The organism is Rodentibacter caecimuris (assembly GCF_010587025.1).
GTDB classification, from domain to species: Bacteria; Pseudomonadota; Gammaproteobacteria; order Enterobacterales; family Pasteurellaceae; genus Rodentibacter; species Rodentibacter caecimuris.
This window is the reverse complement of sequence record NZ_CP040863.1, coordinates 1419778-1431758: the sequence shown is the minus strand read 5'-3', so window position 1 is coordinate 1431758 and position 11981 is coordinate 1419778. Positions and strand designations below refer to the sequence as shown.

General features: G+C 39.5%; 15 protein-coding genes. 6 read left to right on the top strand and 9 right to left on the bottom strand.

The window, feature by feature from the left end; translation table 11 throughout:
* Positions 1 to 6: 6 nt before the first annotated feature.
* Positions 7 to 384 (bottom strand): helix-turn-helix domain-containing protein, encoded by a 378-nt coding sequence (locus FEE42_RS07205; RefSeq protein WP_059366089.1) that lies wholly within the window; start codon positions 382 to 384, stop codon positions 7 to 9.
* Between the two features lie 158 nt (positions 385 to 542).
* On the opposite strand from FEE42_RS07205, the gene FEE42_RS07200 reads away from it, so the two are divergent.
* Together FEE42_RS07200 and FEE42_RS07195 are read left to right on the top strand one after the other, a co-directional pair.
* On the top strand, positions 543 to 1121 hold the full coding sequence (locus FEE42_RS07200; RefSeq protein WP_059366088.1) for a porin family protein: 579 nt from the start codon (positions 543 to 545) through the stop codon (positions 1119 to 1121).
* Positions 1122 to 1171: 50 nt separating this feature from the next.
* Entirely contained in the window at positions 1172 to 1621 is a 450-nt protein-coding gene (locus FEE42_RS07195) for a DUF2846 domain-containing protein (RefSeq protein WP_059366087.1), read from the top strand.
* Between the two features lie 29 nt (positions 1622 to 1650).
* Here the strand turns inward: FEE42_RS07195 and FEE42_RS07190 are convergent, their stop codons facing one another.
* The 8 genes from FEE42_RS07190 to hslR are packed head-to-tail and all read right to left on the bottom strand — an operon-like array spanning position 1651 to position 7837.
* Positions 1651 to 2361 (bottom strand): ABC transporter ATP-binding protein, encoded by a 711-nt coding sequence (locus FEE42_RS07190; protein WP_059366086.1) that lies wholly within the window; start codon positions 2359 to 2361, stop codon positions 1651 to 1653.
* On the bottom strand, positions 2345 to 2899 hold the full coding sequence (locus FEE42_RS07185; protein ID WP_059366085.1) for a DUF1643 domain-containing protein: 555 nt from the start codon (positions 2897 to 2899) through the stop codon (positions 2345 to 2347). Before FEE42_RS07185 ends, FEE42_RS07190 begins: the two co-directional genes overlap by 17 nt.
* A 50-nt stretch (positions 2900 to 2949) precedes the next feature.
* Positions 2950 to 3936, bottom strand: a complete 987-nt coding sequence (darH, locus tag FEE42_RS07180; protein ID WP_206023145.1) for a BtrH-related acyltransferase DarH — start codon at positions 3934 to 3936, stop codon at positions 2950 to 2952.
* 28 nt (positions 3937 to 3964) lie between these two features.
* Positions 3965 to 4957, bottom strand: a complete 993-nt coding sequence (locus FEE42_RS07175) for a virulence RhuM family protein (protein WP_059366083.1) — start codon at positions 4955 to 4957, stop codon at positions 3965 to 3967.
* Between the two features lies 1 nt (position 4958).
* Positions 4959 to 5336, bottom strand: a complete 378-nt coding sequence (locus tag FEE42_RS07170; RefSeq protein ID WP_059366082.1) for a DarG family dialkylresorcinol biosynthesis protein — start codon at positions 5334 to 5336, stop codon at positions 4959 to 4961.
* On the bottom strand, positions 5326 to 6471 hold the full coding sequence (locus FEE42_RS07165) for a beta-ketoacyl-ACP synthase III (RefSeq protein WP_164028016.1): 1146 nt from the start codon (positions 6469 to 6471) through the stop codon (positions 5326 to 5328). Before FEE42_RS07165 ends, FEE42_RS07170 begins: the two co-directional genes overlap by 11 nt.
* Positions 6472 to 6492: 21 nt before the next feature.
* Complete coding sequence (locus tag FEE42_RS07160) at positions 6493 to 7413, bottom strand: dialkylrecorsinol condensing enzyme (RefSeq protein WP_164028015.1); 921 nt, start codon at positions 7411 to 7413, stop codon at positions 6493 to 6495.
* Between the two features lie 31 nt (positions 7414 to 7444).
* Complete coding sequence (hslR, locus tag FEE42_RS07155; protein WP_164028014.1) at positions 7445 to 7837, bottom strand: ribosome-associated heat shock protein Hsp15; 393 nt, start codon at positions 7835 to 7837, stop codon at positions 7445 to 7447.
* Between the two features lie 69 nt (positions 7838 to 7906).
* On the opposite strand from hslR, the gene nudE reads away from it, so the two are divergent.
* The 4 genes from nudE (at position 7907) to cysQ (ending at position 11932) form a co-directional block, all read left to right on the top strand.
* Complete coding sequence (gene nudE / locus FEE42_RS07150; RefSeq protein WP_164028013.1) at positions 7907 to 8470, top strand: ADP compounds hydrolase NudE; 564 nt, start codon at positions 7907 to 7909, stop codon at positions 8468 to 8470.
* 138 nt (positions 8471 to 8608) lie between these two features.
* Entirely contained in the window at positions 8609 to 10609 is a 2001-nt protein-coding gene (locus tag FEE42_RS07145; RefSeq protein ID WP_164028012.1) for an OPT family oligopeptide transporter, read from the top strand.
* A gap of 50 nt (positions 10610 to 10659) precedes the next feature.
* Positions 10660 to 11073, top strand: a complete 414-nt coding sequence (locus FEE42_RS07140) for a hypothetical protein (protein WP_135968953.1) — start codon at positions 10660 to 10662, stop codon at positions 11071 to 11073.
* A gap of 34 nt (positions 11074 to 11107) precedes the next feature.
* Positions 11108 to 11932 (top strand): 3'(2'),5'-bisphosphate nucleotidase CysQ, encoded by an 825-nt coding sequence (gene cysQ / locus FEE42_RS07135; protein WP_164028011.1) that lies wholly within the window; start codon positions 11108 to 11110, stop codon positions 11930 to 11932.
* Positions 11933 to 11981: the final 49 nt, after the last annotated feature.

Below are 11981 nucleotides of genomic sequence, written 5' to 3'. Positions count from 1 at the left end.
ATTTATTTAGGCTTTAAGCAGTGCGTTCATCTCTTTTAATAACGCAATTTCTCTTTTTTGTTGCTCAATGAGTTGTTCTTGAAAAGAGAGTGAAAGCTTTAATTTTTCATTTTCAATAATTAAGGCATCATCAGAATTATAATAATTTGAACTTGATTGACTATTCTCACTAATTAAGAAACAAATATTTTTTGTATTAATTAGATCAGTTATGTCAAGATTAAAAACCTGTGCAATTTGTTCAAGTTTTTCTAAATATAATTTGGTTTCGCCCCGTTCAATTTTTGCATAACCACTTGGCGACATATTCAATCGTTCAGCCATTTCTTCCTGCGAAAGCCTATTTTGCTCACGCAATCCTCTGATTTTATCTTGTACACTCATTCGGTTACCTATTTGTCTTTTCAGTACTGTTTTTGGATTAAAAAGGCGGTTTTCTGTCTTATCTGTCAATGGAGAAAAAAGACGACTCTTTTACAATAACCATCGCTTTTAAGCGCAACCATACGAATCAATTTTCACACATTTAGCGAGGCTTTTCTATGAAAAAAACAACATTAGTGGGTATTCTGGCAGTTTCGGTTAGCAGTTTTGCCGTAGCGGAAGGCAATTTTACAGGATTTGCAGTTGGTACAGAATTAAGTTCAACTAAGCATACTTTTGAAATCCCGGGTTTTGGGGTGAGTGCCAATAGTTCAAACAAAGCGAGTATTGGTGTATTTGGCCAATATGGCTTTGACTTTGCAAAAGATTTTGTCGGCATTGGAGAAGTCAAATTAAGAACGGGCGGCTCTGAAACCAGTAATGCAGGTAGTTCTGTTTCCAAAGAAACATTCAATATTGGCATTGCTTACTTACAAGGCTATCGTGTGACTGATAGCATTTTACCTTATGTAAAAATTGGTGCTGAAGTCAGCTCCTTTGATTTAGGCGAAGAAGTTTCTCAATATGTCGAAGGTTCAAGTCTCTTTGGTGTCGCCTACGGTGCAGGTGTTAAATTTGCACTCACCGACAAACTTGAAGCAGGCGTAGAATATACGCAAACAAGATTGCGCAATATTGAATCAGACATCAAAGCAAAAGTGAATAAAATTGCTCTGAATGTCTCTTATCGTTTCTAATTTTTTAAGCCTCTTTTACGAGAGGCTTATTTATTTTGACGAGGTTTATAATGAAAAAATTTTTTAATTTTTTAGGATTAAGTGCCGTTTTATTCTTAACGGCTTGTGCAAAAACAGAAATGGCATCACCACAACAAGACGCTCAAGCGAAAAGATTTGATACACCAAAGAAAGGTTTATCCGGTCTTTATATCTATCGTGATTCTGTCTTTGGTGCAGCCTTGAAGAAAAATCTTTATGTCGATGATAAATTTATTGGTGAATCGGCGCCAAAAGTTTTTTTCTACAAACAAGTAAAAGCGGGTGATCATAAAATTTCAACTGAATCGGAATTCAGTAACAATGATCTCAATATCAAGACGGATTCAGGCAAAAATTACTTTATCCGACAGTATATAAAAATGGGTGTTTTTGTTGGTGGCGCTAATTTAGAACAAGTTTCTGAAGAAAAAGGAAAAGCGGCGGTTCAAAAACTGAAAATGGCAAAAACTAAGCAATAAATTAGATAATCCCACACCTGTGGGATTCTTTATATCTGCTTATCCAAAAAATCCAAATAAAACTTCTCAAGCGGTTGATTACCGATAATTTCTTGCAAATTACCTTGATAAATGACTTTTCCCTCGTTTAATAGCACTAATTGTGAACAAAGTTGTTCAATTTCTTGTAGATAGTGGGAGGTATAAATTACCGTTACGCCTTGATCGGTTAGATCTGCTACACTATTTAAAATAAATTGACGGGATTGTGGATCGATTCCAACTGTGATTTCGTCTAAGAAAATTACTTTCGGGCGGTTAATTAACCCAATAGCAAAATTTAAACGGCGTTTTAATCCGCCGGATAAATGTTTTGCTAGCTTGGATTTATGTGTGGTTAATCCTGTTTTTTCCAACAATTCCAACAACCAATTTTTATCCGAAATAGCATAAAGAGCGGCAAAAAATATCAAATTTTCCCACACCGTTAATAACGGATAAAACGCAAAATCCTGAGGCACAAGAGAGATTTGATGGCGCTGTTTTTTGGTTAAACGTTCAAAGGGGACATCATCAAACAAAATCTGCCCGGATTGTACTTCTTGTAATCCAGCCATTAATGACATTAACGTGGTTTTCCCTGCACCGTTAGGGCCGAGTAAACCGATGGAGGAACCTTGGAGAATGTGTAGGTTTACATCTCGCAAAGCAGAAATTGGAGAGTTGGGGTATTGATGGTTTACATTAGTTATTTGTATCATTAGATAAATATCTATCCATATCAATTTCTTCTAACTTATATCTATAAGGAGCGTATAAAGGATGCCTTGGATGACCACATACTAACATTGGACCAATTCTTAACCATTTTATATCTTGATTAAGATTTTGTATTTCTCTATAAATTTGATTTAAACACGGTCTTAAATAATTTCTACTATTTATTAATTTACCATACGCTAATAGAATATGAGGATTATTTATATCACTCAATATCTCTTTAATAACATTTAAATTCTGGTTAAAAATATCATCATTCATTTCTGGTGGCAGTTTATAGGGATATGTTTCTCTCAAGGGATATACATTAAACATTACAAAGCTAGAATAGCTATTGTGTTCAGCAAATCCTATTACCTTCTTAATTGTATGGTCAGGTTTCTGATCATCTGCAGTACTAGGATTAATACCAAATACAAATAATGTACTGTTCGTAATATTTTCTAATGCAATGTTTCCTAATGCAAATCTACACTGGTTATATTCATCTGTTTCATAAATTTCAATGTTATAATCCATATCCTAATAATCCTATTTTATCCATCCAAACATTTGCACGCTTCCAATGGCTATTTTAGTATTCTCCACAAAGTTTCTTCCCTCTCCGCAATCCCTCGCAAAAACGCCGCCACTTCTTTATACCCTTCCATACTCGGTTTACGACATTGTTTCACGCAAAGGGTGGCGAATTCTCGCCAGAGGTCGCCAATTTCAGTCATCTGTTCAGAAGCCTGTTTGAATTTAGGTTCGTTACAGATTTCAGCAGCTTGTTCAAGAAAATAGGCATAGAGATAACGAAAACCGGCACCGCCTGTGCCGATTTCTTCCTGCATACGCACAATATGCCCGAGATACAAGCGGTTATATTTCTCGCCTTTTTTACCAATAGCAAGGTTTTCAATAGATTTCGCTACCGTACGAATCCCTTTCACGCCAACAAAAAATAGTGGCGCAAACATTTGTTTCGCCTGTTTGCGAATGGCTTTGCGGACTAAAGTTGGTAGGTCAATCTGGGTAAAATCAGGCGTTTGCTCAAAATAATACATCAACCCTTTTGCCGCCAATGCCCCTTTAGCAAAACGGGCTTTTTGCAAATCGCCTGTTGGGCAACGTTGCACCGTTTCAAACACAGGGTCGCTGATTAAATAATCATCTTGATCCTTACCATATACCAATAAATTATGCGCATTAAAATGAAAGCGCATTTCAGGCGGGAAATAAGGCAGCCAAAAAACCGACGTCTGCAAGCCGACTAATTTACCCTTCTGCAACGCCTGATCTAACGCCATTTGCCCTGCCGTTTCATTAGAAAATTTCTGCATTTTCAACCGCACTTTCAGCATTTTCGATACATTTTTGATAATACTCTTCGGCGGCATACGGTAAGAAATCAAAGGCATTCCGCTGACTTTGATAATCGGCAGATAAACAAAGGTTAAAGCTGAGGCTAAACCAAAAACCATAGCTTCGTTTAAATCTATCCCCTGTGATTTTAGCAAGGTGGACATTACCCCGCTCTCGCAATGAGCGGTGTGTTGGTGGGGGAAGTTTTTCATTTGCAAAATTTCTATAAAAAATGACTGCTTATTTCTTTAATTTTAGGAGCTGCTCAATATAATTTTCGCCCGCTTTTTCTTTTTCTAAACGGCGTTGTTGATTAAATTTATCATATTCCAACAAAGCTTTTTCATCTGCTTGTTTTTTTGTTATAGAGCCTTGATTTTTCAACATATTTCTCTCATTAAAGACAAGGAAACTATCCAATTTGTCTTCCCAATCTTTTAAGAAAAATTGCTTTTTACGGCTAGCCTGATCTTCGGCAAAATCCAACCACATTGAAACGATCCGATTTAATGCTGTAATTTCTTGCTCATTCAAATAATTTTTCGCAATGGTGACATCTTTTCTTATCACTTCTGAACCACGAAAATTTGTTAGTCCCATATTTGGCAATTCAGCATTTGAACGTTGAAAAATAAGCTCTGCCGCTGTTTTATCAGTACAAGCAAAATGCAATTTATTTTGGATTTTTTGGAAAAATTGATTAGTTTCCCTAAAGCTTGGCTGATAATCTGCCGCTAGTGTAAAAATTTCTCGCACACGCAAGTACATTCGCCGTTCACTCGCCCGAATATCCCGAATTTTTTCCAATAATAGATCGAAATAATCGTCTGCCTGATTTGTACCAATCGGCGGATTTTTTAACCGCTCCTCATCTAGCACAAAGCCCTTTTGGATATATTCACCCAATGTACGAGTTGCCCACTGACGAAACTGTGTGCCACGAGTAGAACGCACACGGTAGCCAATGGCTAAAATCATTGGTAATGCATAAATCTGTGTATTGTAATTCTTACCGTCAGTGGCAGTTGTCAACTGAAAGTTGACAACTGAATGTTCACTCAACTCATTTTCTGCCAAAATTGCTTTAATATGCTTGCTGATATTTTGTTTAGTGGTTTGATAGAGTTCAGCAATTTCCAACTGGCTTAGCCACAGTTGCGATCCCAATTCACGCAGGGTAAATTGGGATAAACCGTCTTCGGTAGTGTAGATAATAATATTGTTATTTGACATTTTAAATGCTCAAATTTCCCCCAAACGCCCCTGCATACACTTCCAACTTCCCCTCCGACAACTTCGCAAAAACCTCCGGTCTAAAATGCCGTTTAATTTGCCATTGCCAGAAGCCTGTGGCTTGGGCGAGGCTTTGGAGATCATAGCGGTTTTTATACATCAGGTAGTAAATGACCGATTTTTCGCCGTTTTTGACCGCTTGTAAAGCGGCTTCGGTGAGTTGGTTAAGTTCGTCCACCGCTTGTTCGGTGGCAAATTCTTCCGCTTGCCAACCTGTGCTAGTGCCTGCTTCAAATTTTCCATTACGGGTGGCGTAAATCACTTTTTTCTGCCCGTGGAAAACTTTGCTGCTGTCTTGGGGAATGTCTTCAATTTCCATTAACCACCTCTAGCAACATAAAACAACTTGAAAATCGACCGCTCTCCGGCACATAACACAGTACTTTTTGTCCCGATTTAAGCGGGAAAGTGCGGGCAAATTCTTCCAACATAATGTAGAGCGAGGCCGATCCCGTATTGCCTTTGGTGGTGAGGTTGGTGAACCATTTTTGCTGTGGAATTTCAAAGTCAATATTGCGTAAGCCGTCTAGCAGACGATCACGGAAGAAGCCCGACGAATAATGCGGTAGGAAATAGTCGATATTGTCTGCTTGCAAATTATGCTTAGCAATAAACCGCTTGAGTGCATTTTCTACGGTGCAACGCACAATATTTTCGTTAAGCAACTTCACATCTTGTTTGATCGCCATAAAACTTTGGCTGTCTCGCTCAGTTTGCGACACCGATTTCCAACTTACAAATTGTCCATTTTTTACATCACCGCCTGCGTACATACACACGGGCATTTCATTGGCGAAGGAAACCAATTCAATCCAATTGATTTTAAAGCTCAAACCTGTTTCATTCGGTCGATTGGAAAGTGCAACCGCCCCAGCTCCGTCTGATAACATCCAACGTAAAAAATCTTTCTCAAAACCAATTTCGGGCTTGGCGTTTTCCAGCAATTTGCTGTCTGCTTCTGCCTTAAAATTCTCACTCCGCATAATTGCTGAAGCACATTCCGATGCTACCGCCACGGCACATTGATGCTCCCCTGTGCGAACAGCATTGAAAGCGTGCTTCATCGCCGCCATTCCCGCCGCACATACACCCGACATTGACATCACCTCCATCGGCGGAGCGTTTTCCAACAAACCGTGTACCATCACCCCTTGCCCCGGCATAATTTGATCGGGATAGGAGGTTGCCACCGCAAGACTGGTAAAATCCGTTGCAGAAATCCCCAAATTTTTGACCGCTTGCACGGCTAATTCGGTGCTGGTGTGGGTCGCTTGGCGAGTGGCAGGATCAATCGCATAGTAACGTTGTTGAATACCGTTGGAGCGTAAAATCATTTTCCGTACACGAGATGGTGTTTCTCCCACCATACCAAGAACCGACTCCATTTTCTCGTTGGCAATCGGCTTATTAGGTAAGAACGCAGAAATTTTATTGATATAAACATTTGATAACATAATTTATCCTGTAGAAAAATTTTACTCTCCACTTGGTTCGGCAAAATACCGTTTTTGCTCATCTAATTTTTTCCGTATCAATGGTTTTAATACACGTTTTATGATCGCTGAAATGGGGACAACGGTTAAAATCATTGCAATTAAAAAAGCGATGTAGAAACATAGCACGATTTTGCGAAAACTCGGCGAAATTTGACCGCACTTTATCAGTAATTTTCCCCAAGTATGGAAACTGCGGCTACCAACTTTTTCACTCATCATTAATTTTTCATCGATTTTGACTGCCCCCATTCCTTGAAAAATAGAACGATCAAGTGGTCGATTTTCACTAAAAATTTGTAAAAGTTTTTCGCCAAAGCGTTGCATATCTTTTATTTCACTTTCGGCAATTCCCGCACTTGGCAACCAAGAGAGTGCTTTTTTCTTGCCTGTGAGCATCCACATTGGTGTGGTAATAAAACTTGCCCAATCATTAGATTGATCCACTTTTACCACATTCGCAATCAAATTTGCACCACAAGCCGCCAATAAGGTTTTCATTTTTTCTTGTGCTTGTAACCACATATTACGGCAGCCGATCAGAGTAATGACCGGCGTATTTTTTAAACGTCTTTTGGCTTGTTCTGATTGTAAAAAAGCAGTTATCGGTTGACTTGGCGAAAGAAACCAAACTGTGTAGGCGATAATCACGAGATCGTATTTTTCTTGTTGGAATTCGGGGGAATGAATAGGGGCTGGTTGTAAATGTACGGATTCAGGAAATTGGTTAAAAAAGGAAAGAAATTTCCAAGGGAAAGGGTAAGATTCGCATGGCTTAATGATGTAATGTTCTACGTGAATACTATTACTTTGTAACGGTGTAAGAAAATGTTCCACAAGACGGGAAAGTTGTCCTGTTTGTGAATAGGAAATGACAAGGATATTTTGAGATTCTTTTTGCATGGGTATGGTCATATCAAATTCAAAAATAGATTCAATTTAATTCTTGATGTTTAAACTTCAATAAATCCCGACGCTCTTTTTTATTTGGGCGACGGTCGGGGTGGGGCATTGAAAGGGCGTTATTTTTTCTTGCCCATGTCATTTCTTCCCGTTTTTTCACACTTTGAGCCGTTTCACGATAAAGCAACTGTGCTTCGGGTGCGCCACGTCGTTGGTCGCTTAATGCCAGTATTTCCACTTCTTTTTCTTCATTGCCTTGGCGTAATTTTAAGATTGCTCCGATTTCGACAGTTTTGCTCACTTTTGCGCGTTGTCCGTTGTAATGTACCTTGCCTCCCTCAATCATTGCTTTGGCAATACTGCGGGTTTTATAGAAACGGGCTGCCCATAACCATTTATCGAGGCGAACGTCTTTTTCTTCCATTTACGATCTCTCTTTGTTCAATTTATGATACAGTTTGCTCCCATGGTATCACAAAATAAAGGAAAACCTATGATGTCGGATGATCAAACATCGTTGCCGAAAATTTTATCTGCACGTACAGTCGCAAAATCCCGTTTATTTGAAATTCAGGCGGTTGATTTAGAATTTAGCAACGGTGAAAAGCGAACCTACGAACGTTTTAAACCCGGTTCACATCAGGCGGTGATGATTGTGCCGATTGATGGAAATGATCTTTTACTGATTAGAGAATACGCCGTGGGGACGGAACGTTACGAGCTTGGTTTTCCAAAAGGTGGCGTAGATATGGGGGAAATCCCGCAAGAGGCGGCAAATCGTGAGCTAAAAGAAGAAATTGGCTTGGGTGCAAAACAGTTTCATTTTTTGCGTACGGTCATAACCAGTCCGAGTTATATGCGTAATCCAATGCATATTTTTGTCGCGCAGGATTTTTACCCCTGTAAACTTGAAGGGGATGAGCCAGAACCGTTGGAATTGGTTCGTTTTCCGCTTGCTAACTTAAATGAATTGATTCGCGATCCTAATTTTAATGAAGCCCGAAATTTGACCGCACTTTATGCTTTAAGAGATTATTTGAACTGCCGAGGAGAATAAATATTAATAATTTTTCTGATAAAGATATAATTTATTAAATATTTTCTACTTTAATTGAGGAAATATTAAAATAATTCTTGAGTTTTTTAGCATTTCTTGGGAAAGTGAACATCTTGTTATTTAACCTAAGGAAACATTATGCCTCATTCAAATTTAAAAGAACTCACGTTTCGTGGGATGATTCTCGGGGCGTTAATTACGGTGATTTTCACTGCATCTAACGTCTATTTAGGATTAAAAGTCGGGATGACTTTTGCTTCTTCCATTCCTGCCGCAGTTATTTCTATGGCGGTGTTAAAATTCTTTAAAGATTCCAGTATTTTAGAAAATAACATGGTGCAAACTCAGGCTTCCGCAGCCGGTACTTTATCTTCCGTTATTTTCGTTTTGCCGGGCTTATTAATGATGGGATACTGGAATGATTTTCCATTTTGGCAAACGATGTTGATTTGTGCCTCCGGCGGAACATTAGGGGTATTGTTCACTATTCCATTACGTCGGGCGATGGTAGTCAATAGTGATTTACCTTATCCGGAGGGCGTTGCCGCCGCTGAAATTTTAAAGGCGGGGAATCATGACAAGGGCGATAGTGGTGTAAAAGATATTGCGTATGGCGGTGTGTTAGCCGGTATAGTGGCATTTTTAACAAACGGCTTACGTGTGATGGCGGACGGCGCGAGTGCATGGATTCAAACCAGTAAAGCCGCTTTCCAATTACCAATGGGATTCTCTCTTGCGTTGTTAGGTGCCGGTTATTTGATTGGTATCGTCGGCGGGATTGCCATGTTAGTCGGGTTGGTATTGACTTGGGGCGTAGCCGTTCCATTCTTTACTATGTCCGGTGATATGCCGACAGATATGGGCTTAATCGATTTTGCCATGAGTACATGGAAAACCAAAGTCCGTTTTATTGGTGTCGGTACTATCGGTATTGCCGCAATCTGGACATTATTGGTTTTAATGAAACCTATGATAGAAGGCATGGTGCATTCATTCCGTATGTTAAAAAGAGGTCAAGCCGAATCGGAACATCGCATTGATATCGATCTTTCACCAAAAACGATGATTTATATCCTTATTGCAACTGTTGTGTTGATTGTGATTTCACTCCATCACTTTATTGCTGCTTCACCTATTTCTCCGGAACTTTCCATTTTATTGGTGGTGGTTTGTACTTTCTTAGCGGTATTTATTGGCTTTTTTGTAGCAGCTGCTTCCGGTTATATGGCGGGGTTAGTGGGATCGTCATCCAGTCCAATTTCCGGTATCGGGATTATTTCGGTGATTGTGATTTCTCTTGTATTGCTTTCTATCGGTAATGCGACGGGTTTGTTTGAAACCACAGATGGTCAGAAATTTTTAACCGCACTTACGCTGTTTACTGCGTCTATTGTGTTAACCACCGCAACGATTTCTAACGATAACTTACAAGATTTAAAAACCGGTCTATTGGTTGAGGCAACGCCATGGCGTCAGCAAGTTGCTTTGATTATTGGCTGTTTTGTCGGTGCACTGGTGATTGCGCCGGTATTGGAAATTTTATATCACGCTTATGGTTTCAGCGGCGCATTGCCACGTCCGGATATGGATCCGACCCAAGCACTTTCCGCACCGCAAGCCACAATTATGACGACCATCTCGCAAGGTATCTTTACCAACCAATTAGAATGGACGTACATTTTAACCGGCATAGGTTTAGGGGCGGTGTTAATTCTTATTGATGCTTTCTTAAAAAAAGTGAGTAATAAAGCCTTTGCATTGCCGGTATTAGCGGTGGGGATTGGTATTTATTTACCGCCGTCTATTAATACACCGGTTGTGGTTGGTGCTGTCTTAGCTTGGTTGATTAACCGCCATATTACAAAATATGCGGCACGCACTGGCGATAAACAAATTTCGGCTAAAGCAGAACGTTTTGGTACGCTTTTCTCAGCAGGATTGATTGTGGGAGAAAGTTTAATGGGGGTTATTCTTGCCTTTATTATTGCGGCGTCCGTTACATCCGGCGGTTCCGAAGCCCCATTGGCGCTTAACCTTGAAAATTGGGAAGGCATTGCTGAAATACTCGGTTTAACAGTATTTATTCTAGGGATCATCATTTTTGCTTCTCGTGTATTACGTGCGAAAAAATCTGATTAATCGCTAAAATTCCTTTAAAATAGGCTATCTTTCCCGATAGCCTATTTTTTATGAAACCTTATCTTAACGCATTAATTTTATTTCCTCTCATTTTACAGGGATTAGTGACCGCACTATTTTGGTTTTTGAATTGGGACTTTGAACCAACTCCTTTTACTCGCTATCTTATGGTGGCATTTTTTCTCGCCACAATCCCTGCTTTTTTGATTGCCTTGGTCGCCGCGAGGTTTCGCTATATTCGTCATAATATTGCTGCCATCGTATTATGTTCATCATTGATTAGCTTTTTTTATTGTAATATTGCCTCCTATTTCTATTTATTGATCATGGCAGAACAGGAGGCTTCATTTTGGCAATGGCTTACCGAAGGCGGTTTAACATTAGGAATATTAAGTGCTTGCGGTATGGTATTTTATGCCTTATTTGTATTGCCATGGCTGTTGCCAAAAACAAAATCATCGTAATTAGGTTTTATCAAAAACGTTGTAGGGGGATTTTATGTTGCTGCTTAATGAACAGTTGCTCAATCAAGTTTTACCGATTGCCTACCAAGCCGGTAATCATCTACAACATTTTTATCAACAGCATATTGATGTACAAATTAAACAAGATAATACGCCGGTGACCGAAGCCGATCTTTTTGTTAGCCAATTTTTAACAGAAAAACTGACCGCACTTTTCCCTCAAACACCGGTACTTTCCGAAGAAAATTGTGATATTCCTTTTGAGGAACGCAAAGCTTGGAAAGAATATTGGTTAATCGATCCCCTTGACGGTACACAACAATTTATTAATCGTACGGATCAATTTTCCGTTTTAATTACCCTCGTACGTCAAAATAAACCGGTGTTAAGCATTGTTCATGCGCCGATTTTATCGCTCACTTATTATGCGATGGAGAATTTTGGCGCATTTAAAAAACAAGGCGAACAAGTCAAAAAATTGGTTAAAAACACCACAGATTTTAACTGCACTTCTTGTTCCCCGATATTACGCATTGCGGTGGGAGCAACAACGTCGCAGGAAAAAGTGCGGTCAATTTTACCGAAAGATTTGCCTTGTGAATTTGTTGTGATGGGGTCGAGCAGTTTAAAAAGCGGTTTCGTGGCGGAAGGTATGGTAGATTGCTATGTTCGTCTTGGGCAAACCGGAGAATGGGATACGGCAGGAGCGGAAGTGTTATTGGGGGAAACGAACGGGCAAATTTTTGATCTGCAATTTGCACCGCTGACATACAATCAACACGAAACATTGATTAATCCCGCTTTTGTGATGGTGGCGGATAAATCGAGAAATTGGAAATCTATCTTTCGATTTAATTGATTGGTTAGATGGGGAATTTTCGTTAGAATAGCCTGTCGTTTCACTCGGT

What these genes read in the sequence shown, in the direction of transcription:
- FEE42_RS07195 (WP_059366087.1), top strand. Translation starts at nt 1,172, where the DNA reads ATGAAAAAATTTTTTAATTTTTTAGGATTAAGTGCCGTTTTATTCTTA.
- FEE42_RS07165 (WP_164028016.1), bottom strand. Translation starts at nt 6,471, where the DNA reads ATGTTATCAAATGTTTATATCAATAAAATTTCTGCGTTCTTACCTAAT.
- FEE42_RS07185 (WP_059366085.1), bottom strand. Translation starts at nt 2,899, where the DNA reads ATGGATTATAACATTGAAATTTATGAAACAGATGAATATAACCAGTGT.
- FEE42_RS07200 (WP_059366088.1), top strand. Translation starts at nt 543, where the DNA reads ATGAAAAAAACAACATTAGTGGGTATTCTGGCAGTTTCGGTTAGCAGT.
- cysQ (WP_164028011.1), top strand. Translation starts at nt 11,108, where the DNA reads ATGTTGCTGCTTAATGAACAGTTGCTCAATCAAGTTTTACCGATTGCC.
- nudE (WP_164028013.1), top strand. Translation starts at nt 7,907, where the DNA reads ATGATGTCGGATGATCAAACATCGTTGCCGAAAATTTTATCTGCACGT.
- darH (WP_206023145.1), bottom strand. Translation starts at nt 3,936, where the DNA reads ATGAAAAACTTCCCCCACCAACACACCGCTCATTGCGAGAGCGGGGTA.
- FEE42_RS07175 (WP_059366083.1), bottom strand. Translation starts at nt 4,957, where the DNA reads ATGTCAAATAACAATATTATTATCTACACTACCGAAGACGGTTTATCC.
- FEE42_RS07190 (WP_059366086.1), bottom strand. Translation starts at nt 2,361, where the DNA reads ATGATACAAATAACTAATGTAAACCATCAATACCCCAACTCTCCAATT.
- FEE42_RS07160 (WP_164028015.1), bottom strand. Translation starts at nt 7,413, where the DNA reads ATGCAAAAAGAATCTCAAAATATCCTTGTCATTTCCTATTCACAAACA.
- FEE42_RS07140 (WP_135968953.1), top strand. Translation starts at nt 10,660, where the DNA reads ATGAAACCTTATCTTAACGCATTAATTTTATTTCCTCTCATTTTACAG.
- FEE42_RS07205 (WP_059366089.1), bottom strand. Translation starts at nt 384, where the DNA reads ATGAGTGTACAAGATAAAATCAGAGGATTGCGTGAGCAAAATAGGCTT.
- hslR (WP_164028014.1), bottom strand. Translation starts at nt 7,837, where the DNA reads ATGGAAGAAAAAGACGTTCGCCTCGATAAATGGTTATGGGCAGCCCGT.
- FEE42_RS07145 (WP_164028012.1), top strand. Translation starts at nt 8,609, where the DNA reads ATGCCTCATTCAAATTTAAAAGAACTCACGTTTCGTGGGATGATTCTC.
- FEE42_RS07170 (WP_059366082.1), bottom strand. Translation starts at nt 5,336, where the DNA reads ATGGAAATTGAAGACATTCCCCAAGACAGCAGCAAAGTTTTCCACGGG.